Raw genomic sequence first — 14109 nt, 5'->3', positions numbered from 1 at the left:
TCAGACTCCCATCTCGGCGCGGACCTGCTCGAAGAGATCGCGAAGGTCGAGCGCGGCGCCGGTCGATCCGTCGCTCAGGACCGGGGTGACGGCATAGCGCTCGGCATCGACCCGCCACGATGCAATGCGCGGACCCGGCGGACCTGGTTCGCCCCGCTTGCCGGGTTCCCCAGGCGCGCCGCGGCGGCCGGGGCCGGCGACGAGCTGCCAACCGGGGCCAGGACACGCGCCGGGCTCGTCGTCGAGGGCCGCAAACGATCCGGCATTGAGCGCGACGACGTCGAGCTTTCGATAGGCGGTGCCGGGCGCATAGGTTCCGACGAAACACGGCGATGCGCCGTCGCGGCCGGGGCCTGCCAATCGCAGCCAGTCCGATCCGGTGCCCGGGGTCTCGGCTGTGTCGCAAAGCGCCTGCCAGGTCGCACCGTCGAAGGCGCGCACCTCGGCCTGGTAATGCACACCCGGCGCCCAGGCTTTGCAGACCGGCAACCGACCCGGTGCCCCATCGATGCCGTCGCGCCCAGGCGCGCCGTCGGTCCCATCGCGACCCGGCGCTCCGTCCTTTCCGTCATGACCGTCGCGACCGGGGGCGCCATCCTGACCGGCCGCGCCGTCCTTCCCATCGCGCCCGTCGGTCCCATCGCGCCCAGCCGATCCATCTTTCCCATCAACCCCGTTTCGGCCCGGCACACCGTCGATCCCGTTCAGGCCCGGAGCTCCATCCTGTCCGTTGCGCCCGTCCTGGCCCGGCACCCCGTCGCGGCCCGGTGGCCCTTCTTTGCCGTCAATTCCGTCTCGACCGGGCTCACCATCTTTGCCGTCTATGCCGTCGCCACCCGGCGCTCCATCACGCCCCGGTGCGCCGTCAATGCCGTCCCGGCCCGAAGCCCCATCCTTCCCGTCGAGACCGTCACGACCGGGCTCACCATCTGCGCCGTCGACGCCGCTGCGGCCCGGCGCGCCATCACACCCCGGCGCGCCGTCAATGCCGTCTTGACCCGCCGCCCCATCCTTGCCGTCGGTTCCGTCGCGCACCGACGCGAGACGCACCGCGACTTGCTCGCGCAGGCTGGCGTCGAGCTCGGCGATGCGGGCCCGAAACTCGGCCACGACCTCGCGCGATTGCGCGATGACCTCGCGGGATTGAGCGCCGAGCAGCTCGGCTTCGCGCCGCCATTCGCGGCGGCACTGCGCGATGACGGTCCCGAGCGCGATTCGCAAGCTGTCAGGCAGCACGATCGACCTCGTCGGCGATGCGGAGAAGGTCGACGGCGGACCAGTCCGGAATGGCGTCGGCTCCGACCGCTCGACCCTCGCCGGGCGCAGGAAGTGCGGGTGGCGCGCCGAGTGCGGGCGGCGCCGCGGGGATCGCGGCCGCGGCCGAGAGCGGCACGACCTGCTGCTGCACCCGCGGCTCGTCGCCGTACGGCGTCTTGCTCAGGCCCTCGATCGCGCGCGCTTCGTTCGGGGCGTAGACGCCGCCGAGCACGCCGGTCGCCAGTGCCTCGATGCGTTCCTTCATGTTCGAGCGCAGCAGCGCGCCGGTATCGAGCTCGAAATACTCGTCGGGCTGCCCCCTAAGACCGAAGAACAGGCCGATGCTCTCTTCGATGTGGTTGAGCGCGAAGCCGAGGCCCGAGGCGATCCAGAGCTGCATCAGGCTTTCGGTCGAGGCATGCGGCGTCGACCCGATGCCGAGAATCTGCAGCGGCACCCGGAACGCGAGCGCGATGTGCTGCTCATTCAGCTTCATGATGTCGGCGAGTTCCGCGTTCTCGGCGGACATCGTGAGGGGATGCGGCTTGAGCCCGTTCGACAGGATCGGCGTGCCGCCGGCCGCCAGGCCCTTGCTCTGTTCGTTCCACGACTCGCGGAGCTGCTGCGCCTGCTCTCTGGTCAGGGGCAGATCGGTCGACAGGATGTAGGAGGGCCGCGCCTGGTTGAGATAGAAGGCGAGCTGCTGCTGCAGCATGGCGTCGCTTGTTGCGACGTCAATCGCGGCCGCCCGGATCGGGCTTTCGCCGATCAACGGGTGCCGCGGCGTGTGAAGCCGTACGTGAAGCACGTCGCGCGCCGGCACGACGAGCGGCCCGTCGATCTGCCGCTCGACGATGTCGTTGCCGGACAACGCGTAGAAGACCGATCCGTCGACCGCCACGCGCGGCACACATTTGCGGGCCGGGAAGAGGTGCAACTCGTCGACCTCGAAGCGATCGTTGCGCAGTGCGAGCGCGAAGGCGTTGCCGTCCCCGTAGAGGTCGCGCGTGAGGTTCAGAAGGAAGTCGCTGATCGATTGGTAGTCGTTCGGCTGCTTGACGATCCGCGCGAGCGCCGAATTGCCGACCAGCTTGCGGCCTCCGTCATGCTCTCGCCGCCAATGGCCGCCGGGGCACATGGCGATCGTCTGGGCATAGGCCGAGACGCAGGCCTCGACCATGGCCGAGGGCACCGCGCCGCGCTCGACGTTATAGCCGAGCTGCCACCAGTTGAGGGTGCTGCCGGCCTGCGCGGACAGCCAACCCCCCGAGACCGGCAAGAACCACGGGCCGGACCGTGCTTCCCCTTCGGCCACCTCGCCGAAGGCGGCTTGCCAGATGCGACTGAGGACGCTCACGGCCTAGTTGCCGCCCGTGAGGTCGCGGGTTGCGTAGCCGCCGCCACGCGCGGGCTTCATGGTGCGGCTCGTCTTCGCCGGCATGATCGGCGGATCGGGCCGGCGAATGCCGCGCTTGATGTCGTCGATCTCGGCCTGTGTCGGCGTCGGCGTCTCGATCGGCGGCTCCGGGTCGGTCACCGGTCCCTCGTCATAAGGCTGATCGGTGGACGCCTCGGCAACAGCGACGGCCTGTGTGGCTGACACGACCGGTGCGACCAGCGCAGCCGCGAGGGGTGTGGCGGTCGGGGCCACTGGGAGCGCGGCGGCTGTGGCTGCGGTGGCGCCCGCCAGTGGTGCTGATGGCGTTGTCATGGTTCGACTCCTTCGTGGTGATGGGCGCCGGGCGACCGCCGGCCGGCACCAGCTTCAAGCGGCGTCGCTGCTACCAAGTCACGCTGTTGATCCATGCCACGACGCCCGGCCGCCGCAGCGCCCAGTTGATGTCGAGCAGCATGCGGATGCCGATCGTGTCCGTCTGCCAGAGCGAGCGCACCGGCGCCGCCACGACGTTCGGCGTTCCCGTGGTTCCGATCGCGGCCGGCGCGGTGTCTTCCATGTGAAGCACCGCCTGATCGGAGACGTCGAAGCGGGGATCGTCGCCGGTCGCCGAGAAGAAGTCCGCGGCGTCGACGAGGATCACCATGCCGGAGGTGACGCTCGCCGACTGCAGAACGGGATAGCCTTGCAATTGCCCGCTCGCGATCTCGGCCTTGAACGGGAAGTCGCCGGCCGTGTTTTGCGTGAGCGAGATCGAGACCGCCTGGATCGGATTCATGATCCACAGCGGCGCCCGGATGTTGCCGTTCGTCGACGTGATCAGGGCGCCGATCAGCGCCTTGAGGTCGCCGACAAGTGCCGCAAAGCCGCCGCCCGTGGTCGCCGTGAGGCCGGTCACGTTGTAGCGCAAGCCGGCGGGCCGGATCGCAGTCGCGGCGTTCGCGTCGGTCAGGACGGTGTCGATCGAGACGGCCGTGTCTTCCTGGATCGCCTGCCGGATGATGGCTTCGATCGAGGGCGTCGAGTGCTCGGCGATCTCGCGCGTGAAGGTCGAGATCACGCCCATCTTCTTCGGCGTCAGGGTCGTGGCCGCGAAGGCGCCCTGCCGGACCGGGATCGGGGCGCCCTGGCCGACGAAGGATCCCGCGATGGTCGGCGTTGTGGACCGCGCCGGAATGGACACGATCCCGTTCTGACCGAAGGTGAACCGGCCGCCCTTGTCCCGCAACCCCGGATAGATCGACATCGGCATCAGGGCGTCGATGAAATCGAGCACGGCGGTCTGCACGAGCTCGGCAGCCCATCCGCTCGTCGTCGTCGTGGCCGGCGCCGAGGCGGACCGTGTCACCGCGGCGAACACCGCGCGCGTCGCCTCATCCTCGCCGTAGCGCTCGCGCATCACCTCGTCGCGCGACCGCTGCTGGATCTTCGCGAGCAGCGACACGACGGCCGACCGATAGATGTACTCGATCGGTTGCACCTTCTTCGCCGCGACCGCGAAGGGACGGCGGGACGGGGATGCGGCCGGCGTGGCGGCCGCGGCGTCACTGTCGCCGGCGAGCCGGGCTTCGGCCTGCCGCAGGCTGTCGAGGCTGCGCTGCTGCGCCTCGATCCTGGCGTTGAGGTCATCCGTAACGGCGAGGGATGTCTCGTCGGGATTGGCGTCGTCGACCGTGGCGAGATGGTCGGTGAGTTGGCTGCGAAACGAGAGAAGGCGCTGCTGCGCGTCTTCGATGCGCTTTGCGAGTGTCATAGGAGGCTTTCGAGACGGAGAGGATGCGGCGTGCTCGCCGGTGGCACTGCGGCGCGCGATGGCGTGGCCCCGTGTGGCGTGCTCGCCGAAAGCCATGCGGATCGTGTCGTCGGAGAGGTGGAGACGCCGCGCGAGCTGTAGGGCCGACGGATTGGCCGGTACGCTCACGAGGCTGCATTCAAGAAGTTCTTGGCGCGTGAAGCGCAGGCCGCCGTCGCCGCGCGGTTCGGTCGCCAAGGGCTGGAACCCGACCGAGACGGCGCGCAGCACGCCTTGTCCGACGAGGCTCACGAGCTCGTCGATCCGGGCCGAGGTGCCGGGCGCCGCGAGCGTAAGGCGGCCGACCAGGCGCCCGCTCTCGACCCGCACGTCCGCCCAGGTGCCGATCGGGAAATCCGAGTCGTGGTTGAAGAGCGCGATCGGGTTCTGCTCAAAATGATCGAGCACCCACCCGGCCGGATCGATGACGTCGCCGTAGCGGTCGACCGTCGCGTCGGACAGCACGAAGTCGAGCGCGCCCCCGGCCGCGCGCGCGACCGTGACCTTCTTCACGAGCATGATGATGGCCTCAGATGATCATTGCAGAGGCGTCGAAGGGATCGTCCGCGCCATTGAGGTCGACGAAGATGGCGTCGATGGCGGCCGCGATGCCGTCGATCTTCTCCGAGCTCTTGTCCTTCGCCGGCTTGATGTTGCCGGCCGGATCGGTCGTGATCGCCACGTTCTCTGCCATCCACCGCGACACCGGGTGCCCGCCGTGGTCGAACAGGCCGGCGAAGACGAGGCGTTCGAAGACCTTGGCGGGTTCCGACAGAGACGCGTAACCCTGGCCGACGAGCACGATCTTCTCGGCCGGAAAGCCCTGGTCGGCGAGACGCGTCGAGAAATGTGACGAATTCCAGCGGTCGATGCCGAGCCCGGCGATGTCAAAGACCGCGGCGTCGTCGAGAACCCGGGCGATCACGAACTCATAGTCCGTGATATTGCCTGGCGTCGCGATCAGCGCGCCCTCCTGCACCCAGAGGTCATAGGGCACACGCGTCGTGCGCACCCTGTCCTCGATCGTGTCGGCAGGCACGAAGTAGCGCCAGAGCACGTCCGCGGCGCCACCGTCGATCGCCGGCGGGAAGTAGAGGCAGACAGCCGTGATATCCCGGTTCGAGGACAGGTCGACGCCGACGAGGCAGCGCCTGCCGACGAGCGCGGCTTCGTCGCGCCAGTCGCGACGGCGGCACCGCTCCCACGCGTCGATCGGAATCCAACGCACCGCCTGAGCGGTCCATTGATTGAGGTGATAGCGGCGGAAGTCGTTTTCGAGGCGCGGATTACGCATCGCCGACCGGCATTCGGCGCGGAGATAATCGAGCGTTACGCTCACGCCGAGATTGGGATTGGCCTTGCGCCACGTCTCTTCGGCGGTCCAGTCGTCGCCCGGATCGGCAGCGTAGATCACGACCAGCGTTTCGGGATCATCGATCGAGCCGTCGAGGATCTTCAGCGCTTCCTCCCATAGCTCCCACCCGTAACCGCGGTTTCGGATGCCCGCCGTCGAGATCAGGAATTCGAGCGGCTGCTCGCGGGCGGCCTCGGATTGATGCACGACGGTGTAGAGGCGGCCGTCGCGCCATTCGTGCACCTCATCGCCGACGAGGCCGGATGCGTTGAGGCCGTGCTTGCCCTCGGCATTGCCGGTGAGCGGCTTGAACACGCCCTGCAGCTCGGCGCAGAAGATCGACGATTTCAGGGCTGTGAGATGCTTGCGCAGCTCGGGGCGCATCCGAACCATCGCGGCGGCCTTGTCGACCACGATGGACGCTTGGTCTTCGTCCTTGGCGATCGAATAGACCTCCGGCCCATAGACGCCGTCGCCGAGCAGCAGCAGGAGACCCACCCCCGCGGCCAATTCCGTCTTCCCGTTTTTGCGTGGCACGAAGACGATCACGCGCCTGTAGCGACGGGTGCCGTTCGACCGCTTCCAGCCGAACGCCGGCCGAATGATGTTGTCGGCCTCCCACGGCTCGAGGTGGAAGGGCTTGCCGGCCCATCGATCCTTCGTGAAGCAAAGGTAAGTCGGGAAGAACGCCGCCGCCGCTTCGGCCGCGGCGGCGTCGAACCAATAAGCCTCCCGAACCGATGCAGGCGGCGGCGCCGGGACGCTTTCGGCAGCCAGCATCAGTTGAGCGCCGCCCGCTGCAGCATGCCAATCGGCGAGGGGGCAGAGGCGGCGGCCGGCTCGGCCGCGGAATCGGACTTCTGGGCAAAGAGATCGCCCCAAGCGCCGGGATGGGCGGCCTGCTGCGCGATCAGCCGGTAACGCGCCAGCGGCGAGCCGCCAAATCGGTCCTCGATATCGATGAGGTGCTTTTCGGCGAGATCGCGAACGCGCACGGCCGGATGCAGCCGCGGCATGCGTTCGTCGCTGTTCGTCATCTTGACCAGCACGGTCGAGCCCTCGCGCTTGATTGTGTCGGCGGCCTCGATCCACTCGGCGAAGTGTTGGCAGTACCGGCCGAAGACATCGGCGTCGCTCGTGCTCAGGATGTTGAGGCGGCGCAGCTCAGGCGTGACGCGATGCCAGACGCCGAGCGCTGCTTTGCTGATGAGCCACGGCGGCGGCGCGAAGCCGCTCAGGACGGACGCCGGCGGCGGCGCGGCCGGACGCACCCGGCGCTTGCCGGCTCCGGTGAGGCGCTTCTCGATCGGCGATTTAGGCGTTCGGCCCATAAGCCCCAGCACAAAAAAGAAGTGTCAGAATTTCGCGGCCATTTTCGGGGGCTTGGGGGACCGGTCCCCGGGGGCAGAGCCCCTGAGTTCCGACCCGCCCCCCCCGGGCTAGCTGGCCGACCGCGAGGCGAGCCGGCCCGTCATCCGTTCCCACCGCCGGACCGCGAGGTCGACATAGGCCGGGTCGAGCTCGACCGCGTGGCAGACGCGTCCTAAGGACTGAGCCGCGATGATGGTCGTTCCCGACCCGACGAACGGATCGTAGACGACATCGCCCGGCTGCGAGTTGTTCTCCATCGGCCGGCGCATCGCCTCGACTGGCTTTTGCGTGCCGTGTCCCGACGCACTCTTCAGATGCATGATCGGCCAGATCGTGCACTGCTTGCGATCACCCGACCAATGCGCCGTGCGACCCTTGCGAACGACGTACCAGCAGGGCTCGTGACGCCAATGATAGTGGCCTCGCGAGATGACCATGCGGCCCTTGTCCCAGATGATCTGGGAGCGAACCTCGAACCCACTCGCTTCGAGGCTCGTGCGAACGAGGTCACTGTAGAGCGCGCTGTGCCACACGTAGGCGACATCGCCCGGAAACAGCGACCAGGCCTGCCGCCAATCGGCACGGTCGTCGTTTTTGACCTTGCCGAGTGCGCGACCAGCCTTGGTCCGACCGCTTGCCGCGTCGATCACGCTGCTTCGCCACTCGGGGTCATAGTTCACGCCATAGGGAGGATCGGTCACCATCAGATGCGGCCGCACGCCCTTGAGCGCCTTCCCCACGACATCAGCCTGGGTGGCGTCACCGCATACGACGCGATGCTGGCCGAGCGTCCAGACGTCGCCGGGCTGCGTGATCGGCTTCTCCGGCGGCTCATCGAAGAAGTGATCGAAGAGATGTGTCGGCGGCGACACCAGATCGTCACAACATTCCGGAAGGAGCGGGACATTCAAGGTCATCAGGGAGCTTCGCCTTCGGCGCAGGCGCTCTGAGACGCCCGCGATCGTTCGATCCGCTGCTTTCGGGCGCTGTGGCAGGTCTCGCACAGGGATTGAAACGGGCCGGCGAAGAACCGCGCGCGGTCGCCCCGATGTGGTCGGACGTGGTCGCAAACGGTGGCGGCCGTCACGCGCGATGGTTGGTCGGCGGCGCACATCCGGCAGAGCGGTTCGGCGTTGAGCTGCTGCCGCCGGATCGCCCGCCATTCCGGCGTCTTGTACCAAGCGCGCCAGGGCATCTTGCGCCGGCGCGCCTCGTAATCCTGATTGGCCGTGCGCCCGAGCCGCGCGGATCGAGGCCGCAGCGTCAGGGGCGCAACCGGCATGGCGCTCAGGCCGCGGGGGCTTCGGTCGTGCCGGCGGCCTGCGAGGCGAGCGCGGCCGCGATCTTGGCGCCGTTCGTCTCGATCGCCGCGTCGATCGCGTCGAGGTCGGCCTGCTCGTTCAGCGCCTTCGTGGCCGCGAGCTGGTCGATCTGCGTGCCCTGTGTCGCGAGCTTGTCCTGAATGGATTTCAAGGTTGCTGCCATGTCCTGCTGTCCCTGCTTGAGTTGCGCGAAGTCCGCGCGATGGGCGCGGGTGTCGTGCGCAAGCGCTTCCATGAACGCGACGATCTTCTCGAACATGACGGCACGCTCCCGCTCGGCACCCGACCGATAAGCAAAGAAAAAGGCCCGCATGCTTTCGCACCGGGCCTCGCGCCATAGATCACCATCGCGGACTGAGCGATCTGCTCGGCCTGGGGCGGGCTAACGTCCTGTGGCGCACGTGGCGCATGGACACTAAAATCCCGCTCGTCCTGTGATTCTCCTCTAAGCGGCCAATTCGAGCGCGTCAAGAGGCACTGTCGAAAACGACTCCGGTCCGTGGCCGCCCCAGAGCACGCTCACGCCGGGGTGGTCGCCTTTTTCCACAAGCGAAACGATACGGCCGAAGCGCTTGATCGGATTTCCTGCGACCGAGGGCAACCGCATGGTGACTTTCGCGCCGAGGCGATGCTGCTCGACGTCGAAGCGCCCGAGCATGGCTCCGACCATGAGGGTGCCGATGTGGTCGCTCGGAATGCGCAGCGGCCGGCCCGCCGCGGCCACGATGGCGAACACGCCGCCGGCGTCCCGCACGATGTCCCATCGGGTCTGCCCGGGTTCGAAGCCGACCAGCACGTAGCCGGGGAAAAGCCTGCGCTCGACGAACCGCTTGCGGCCCCTCTGTCGAACGACCTTGCTGTAGGTCGGCACGAAGCAGTCGACCTTTCGCCGTGCCAAGTTGTCTCGCGCCCTGATCTCGTTTTGTGGAATCGTAACGACAGCAAACCAATCCAAATCGCAGCCTAAAAGCATGGCTGAAGCCTTTTCTTGTTTATCCTCCCATCCTCCCATTTTTTGATGATCCTCCCAACCACTAAGCCCTTGATAAGATTTCTCTTGGGAGCTTCTGGGAGGATTGGGAGGTTTTTGTTGGCTTTCGCTTATGGTGCTTCTTCTCTTGATTCCCGATCTCTACATGGACGTGCGTAAAACCCTCCCGATCCTCCCCAATCCTCCCAATGCTCCTGTTTTCAACGACTTAGCCTGCTTGTGATGCTCCCGGTTTTGGGAGCTTGGGAGGATCACGTCAGGATCTGTCTTCCTCTCTCGCCGCTTCTGGAGAGTCCGCAGCGCCATGGAGCGGTTTGCCGCTCGCATCGAGGAAGTCCGAAACGCCCTTGGTCAGCACGATGTCGAGCCAGTACTGCACGCTCGACTTCTTCTCGGCGAAGCCACGTTCGCGCAGCGCCGAGCCGAGCCCTTTCGGCGTGTATTCCGTTTCGCCGTTGAGCTTCGCCCAGGCCACGAAGACAGCGTGCATGTCGGCGGCCTGCACCCGCTTGCCGATCTCGGGTCGGGTGCAGAATTCGAGGAAGCGGCCGAGCGGATCGCTGTCGGACCGATAGGCCTCTGTCGCGGCCGAGACTGCGGCCGGGATGAGCAGGCCGCGGTCGAGCCAAGCACACAGGCCGTCGAGCAGCCGGTTAAGGATCCCCGAGGCCTCCCGCTTCAGCTCTTCGACCAGTTGCGGGTTGCGCTCGCCTTCGGGAATGAAGACCGGCCAGGGCACGAGGATCATACGACCCCAGATGCCTTCATCGGTGCCGCTGATCTTCGGCCGGTAGTTGCCCTGCATGGTCAGCTTGGCTTGGGGGAAGAACTCGAAATAGTCCTTGTTGAGGTGGCGCGCCTTGAGCTTGTCGCCACCCGTAAAGAGCTTCACGAAGGCTTCGTCGAGCTGCGCGCCTTTCTTTGGCTCCGAGGTCGTGAGCATGCGGACGCCGGGCAGGCCGGCGATGTCGGGCGTCGCCTGACCGCCGGCGCGGGCGCGGCCGCTGTCCAGAAAACTCTCGATCGGGATCGAGTCCGAATAGTCGCCGGCCACGAAGGACACGGTATTGACCCAGACGCCCTTGCCGTTTCTCCCTTTGCCATAGTGGAAGGTCATCTTCTGCACGCCGACGTCGCCGGTGAGCGACAAGCCACCCCATTGCGCGAGGAAGTGCCGCGCGGTGTCATCGGGCTGCACCCGCAGGAGAAAAGCGTCGAACCTCGGGCAGTCAGCCTCCCGGTCGAAGGTCACGGGCGCGAGTTTCGTGATGAGGTCAGCCGGATCGTGTGGCGACAGAACGACATAGGGATCGTCGTCTGATTTGCGCACGAGCAGCGTGCCGTTGAGGACATTGATCCGCATCGGGTCGCGGTCGAGCTGCGTGACCGGAATCGCGAACATGGCGGCCGCGCGCTTAGAAATCACGCCCATGCGGCTGGCGTTCTCGGATGCCCGACCCCAGGCCGCGACCTTGTCCGAGTACCAGACGGGCGGCTTCGATCGGCTCGCATCGGCCACGACGAAATCGTCGGCGCTGCCCCGAATGGTCTTGGCTTCGTCCTGGATCGCCCGCACCGTGGCGTGCTCGGCCAAGCCGACGCGCTCGTCGGCACCGTCGCGCTGCCACCGCCGCCCATCCCAAGCGAGCCAGCCGATGGCGCGGCAGAAGAGCAGCTGGCCGCTGTAGCGGCGGTGGAACCGCTCGGCATTGCCGAGGTCCGTCAGCGCCAGGAAGCCAAGCTCACGATCGCGGGACGCGCCGTCGCCTCCTGCGCCGCCGCCATGCCCCGCTTCCCCGAAAGCCCGATCCATAGGATCCGTTCCGCGAGAAAGGCGATCTGCGGCGCTGGCCGAGGCGTTGGGAGCATTCGCTTGCGTCTCGGCCGGAACCTTGCCGCGCGGGAACTGCAACACTTCGGCGCCGGCGACGCGTTTGACGATCTCGTCGCTCATCGCGCGCCTCGCTTGAGCAGCACGATTGCTCTCAGATGCGGAGCGCGCTCGGCGACGACCTCGGGCGGCGTCCACGAGCGGCGGCTGCCACGCTCCCTTCGGTCCTCTTCGCGATACATCGAGGCGAGCCGGTTGAGCATGCTGAGTACGCGCAAGGCGCGTGCTGCAGAGCGATCGAAGCGATGCGCCATGAACAGGTCATAGAGCTCGGCGCCACGCGTCTGGCGTCGGTTGTTGTAGGCGCGCCGGCACGCGGCCGAGCAGAACTGGCTCGTTTGCTTGTCGGTCTGATAGGCGGCGCCACATTCCAGGCAGTCCCGGCCGCGGCTAACCTGGGATGACGCGTTTAGACGGGGCACGACAGAGCCCCATGGTCGGCAAGGGACGCCTGCGCCGGTACGGTGATGGCCCGGACGGCAGGTGCCTCCTCCGGAGGATTCTCTGGCCGACACAGTCGATCGGGAGTCCAACCCTCCTTCGCTCGCCAGAGGTCGTTGAAGTCGGCGCCTTCGGGCGCCATCGCGAGTTTGACCGTGACGTACGGATAGGCGTCCGCGAAGCGAGCGGCCGCACGCTCAAGCGCGAGGCGGGTCGCGAACGGTTCGCTGTCGCCGTCGCCGATGAGAACGATGTCCTCGACATTGGCTCCAATCGCGACGACGGGATCGGTGTCGAGGCGGGGTGTCGGCCCTGCAACCATTTCGCGACGGATGCGGCCGCGCTTGTCGACGATCGTCCGCGTCGGATGCGGCACGCGATCCTCGGCCTTGCCGGCAAGGTTGCCGAGGTCGACCGCCGAGCGGAACTCCGCGATCTGCAGGACCTGTGACTCGGCCGCCAGCAAGGCTTCACGGATCGAGAGCACCGTTTCGATACCCTCGCCGATGAACAGCACCCGTGCCGGCAATCCGTTCAGCGGGCGGCCCAAAAGGATCGAGCCGCCTTTCTTCGAGCCGCGGATCTTCTTGGCCGGCACGAACTCGCCGGTCGATCCGTCAAGCACGAGCGCCTTGCCATTGACCTGGCTCAAGTCGATCCACGTGATGTGAACGCCTGAGAAGTGGCCGTCCGGTCCCTCGATGCCGGCCAGCATGGCGGGGCCGCGATGCACGACCTTTCCGTTCGGTGGCGGCGCATCCCAGAGCGCGAGGTTCAGTGTGGCGCGCAGACGGGCGCCGGGCGGCACGGCGAGGCCGCGCAGGCGCAGATAGGACTCGGCTTCCGAGGCGACGATCGTGCGACCGCGCTGCCAGATATCATGCGCCCGCTCGCGTTCCTTCCGGCGAAAGTCGGCCTGGACGGCGGTACGCTTGGCGTCTTCAGTCGCGAGCGCGAGCGCGAGAGCGCGATGCCGGTCCTCGCGGGCGCGGCGATCGGCATCGCTCTCGCCGGGCGTGTGGCCGGGCGAAGGAGGCTTGGGCCCCCGGCCGGCTTTGCCGGTCGGGGAAGCCTCCGGAGGGGGCGCCTCGTCGAGCAGGATCTCGACGGCGCGCAGGAAGTCGACACCATCGAGGTGCTGCACGAGGGTGATCGCGTCGCCGCCGATCGCACAGCGCCGGCAGTTCCAGACGTTGCGACCAGGATGCACGCCAAAGCGATCGTCGCCGCCGCAGGTAGGGCATGGGCCGACGAGCTCGGAACCGGAGCGCTTGAGTCGCGCGAGGTGATGGCGCCGCCCCAGCTCGTGCAGGACCTTGGCCGACTGACCGCGCCGCACCCAATCCGAGAAGGCGCGATCGCGGGCGCCGTTCACGCGAAGCCCTCTGCGACGATAAGGTCGAGGACGGTGCCGAGCAGGCTGGCCGGGCCGCCATCGGGCCGACGTTGAACCGCGGCTTGGAACGCCCCTACGGTCAGGCCACTCTGCAGCGCGACCGAGATGATGATGGCGACGTCGCGGGCCAGGGCTTCGAGGGCCGACGAGGTCTTGCAGGTCGCGAGCCAGATTTCCCCGATTCGGCCGTCCGGATAGGGGCCGATACCGAGGTGATAGCCATGTCCTTCGTATTCAAAGGACAGGGACACAAGTTGGCGGCGTTTCGGCAGGGCAGCGCGCTCGATCATGAGCCGAGCCCCTTGTGGGTCGCGCAATACCAAGTTCCGGGTTTTCCACCCCGTAGGTTGACGCCGAAGCCGAAGGATGCCGGTTTACGACAGGCGGCGCACCGATGCACGCGAGGACCGTCCGCCGTTGGAACTGCGTCGACCGGCGCCGCCGCCCTTGGGGCAGGCTTGCTTTTGCGAGAGGTAAAGAGGTCGGCGCGCATCAAACGCCGTCCGGGTCGTCTAGAGGCGGAAGGTCCGCACGATCCAGAGCAGCAACCGCGCGAAGAAGAGCGCGGCCAAGCCTGGTCTGCGCTTTCGTTTGGGCTCGCTCATCGGTGGTAAATCGGGACTGCTGTTCGTGAAGCTCCAGATAGGCCTCGCACAGCTTCTCGAAAACGGAAACCCCGATGTCTTTCGGCGGTCGGTAGCGCAGCATCCAGAGCGCTGCGAACGGCACCTTATGTCGGCGCGCCAGGCGTTCCATGGCCGCGCGCATATCGCCGGGTCCACGCACCTCGGCGTGCAACAAACAATCGAGCATGGAGATCGCGTCGGCGACAGCTTCGCTCATTTGCCAAATCCGCAAATGGATTTTGCACATGCGCAAACAGGCCCGTGTTTGAATG

The 14109-nt window shown here is 67.1% G+C and carries 15 protein-coding genes; all 15 read right to left on the bottom strand.

The features are described from left to right. Window positions 1–1236, bottom strand: coding sequence for a collagen-like domain-containing protein (locus M8523_RS17510; RefSeq protein WP_282586177.1), 1236 nt, complete (start codon window positions 1234–1236; stop codon window positions 1–3). Further along, window positions 1226–2614, bottom strand: a complete 1389-nt coding sequence (locus tag M8523_RS17505; RefSeq protein ID WP_282586176.1) for a phage portal protein — start codon at window positions 2612–2614, stop codon at window positions 1226–1228. The genes M8523_RS17510 and M8523_RS17505 overlap by 11 nt, the downstream gene beginning before the upstream one ends. A 3-nt stretch (window positions 2615–2617) precedes the next feature. Then, a complete protein-coding gene (locus M8523_RS17500; RefSeq protein WP_282586175.1) occupies window positions 2618–2968 on the bottom strand; it encodes a hypothetical protein in 351 nt (116 codons plus the stop codon). Between the two features lie 70 nt (window positions 2969–3038). After that, window positions 3039–4964: a phage major capsid protein gene (locus M8523_RS17495; protein WP_282586174.1), complete on the bottom strand. Its 1926-nt coding sequence runs from the start codon at window positions 4962–4964 to the stop codon at window positions 3039–3041. A gap of 10 nt (window positions 4965–4974) precedes the next feature. Continuing rightward, a complete protein-coding gene (locus tag M8523_RS17490; protein ID WP_282586173.1) occupies window positions 4975–6579 on the bottom strand; it encodes a terminase large subunit in 1605 nt (534 codons plus the stop codon). Beyond that, window positions 6579–7070 (bottom strand): phage terminase small subunit P27 family, encoded by a 492-nt coding sequence (locus M8523_RS17485; RefSeq protein WP_282586172.1) that lies wholly within the window; start codon window positions 7068–7070, stop codon window positions 6579–6581. The genes M8523_RS17490 and M8523_RS17485 overlap by 1 nt, the downstream gene beginning before the upstream one ends. Window positions 7071–7238: 168 nt before the next feature. Beyond that, complete coding sequence (locus tag M8523_RS17480; protein ID WP_282586171.1) at window positions 7239–8087, bottom strand: DNA-methyltransferase; 849 nt, start codon at window positions 8085–8087, stop codon at window positions 7239–7241. Next, complete coding sequence (locus M8523_RS17475; protein ID WP_282586170.1) at window positions 8087–8452, bottom strand: HNH endonuclease; 366 nt, start codon at window positions 8450–8452, stop codon at window positions 8087–8089. The genes M8523_RS17480 and M8523_RS17475 overlap by 1 nt, the downstream gene beginning before the upstream one ends. A 5-nt stretch (window positions 8453–8457) precedes the next feature. Then, on the bottom strand, window positions 8458–8751 hold the full coding sequence (locus tag M8523_RS17470) for a hypothetical protein (RefSeq protein WP_282586169.1): 294 nt from the start codon (window positions 8749–8751) through the stop codon (window positions 8458–8460). A 186-nt stretch (window positions 8752–8937) separates the two neighbouring features. After that, window positions 8938–9465, bottom strand: a complete 528-nt coding sequence (locus M8523_RS17465; RefSeq protein WP_282586168.1) for a transcription termination/antitermination NusG family protein — start codon at window positions 9463–9465, stop codon at window positions 8938–8940. A 274-nt stretch (window positions 9466–9739) separates the two neighbouring features. Continuing rightward, window positions 9740–11437, bottom strand: coding sequence for a DNA primase family protein (locus M8523_RS17460; protein WP_282586167.1), 1698 nt, complete (start codon window positions 11435–11437; stop codon window positions 9740–9742). Next, window positions 11434–11796, bottom strand: a complete 363-nt coding sequence (locus M8523_RS17455; RefSeq protein WP_282586166.1) for a hypothetical protein — start codon at window positions 11794–11796, stop codon at window positions 11434–11436. Before M8523_RS17455 ends, M8523_RS17460 begins: the two co-directional genes overlap by 4 nt. Then, the gene (locus M8523_RS17450) at window positions 11784–13190 is read right to left on the bottom strand and encodes a DUF7146 domain-containing protein (RefSeq protein ID WP_282586165.1); all 1407 of its coding nucleotides are present in this window, start codon (window positions 13188–13190) and stop codon (window positions 11784–11786) included. Before M8523_RS17450 ends, M8523_RS17455 begins: the two co-directional genes overlap by 13 nt. Further along, the gene (locus M8523_RS17445) at window positions 13187–13501 is read right to left on the bottom strand and encodes a hypothetical protein (protein ID WP_282586164.1); all 315 of its coding nucleotides are present in this window, start codon (window positions 13499–13501) and stop codon (window positions 13187–13189) included. The genes M8523_RS17450 and M8523_RS17445 overlap by 4 nt, the downstream gene beginning before the upstream one ends. Window positions 13502–13703: 202 nt before the next feature. Then, a complete protein-coding gene (locus M8523_RS17440) occupies window positions 13704–14054 on the bottom strand; it encodes a hypothetical protein (protein ID WP_282586163.1) in 351 nt (116 codons plus the stop codon). Window positions 14055–14109 lie beyond the last annotated feature (55 nt).

Origin of the sequence: Lichenifustis flavocetrariae, from assembly GCF_026130545.1 — a bacterium.
GTDB lineage: Bacteria > Pseudomonadota > Alphaproteobacteria > Rhizobiales > Beijerinckiaceae > Lichenihabitans > Lichenihabitans flavocetrariae.
Note: the sequence above shows the minus strand (reverse complement) of the source record. Positions and strands in the feature narration are given on the sequence as shown.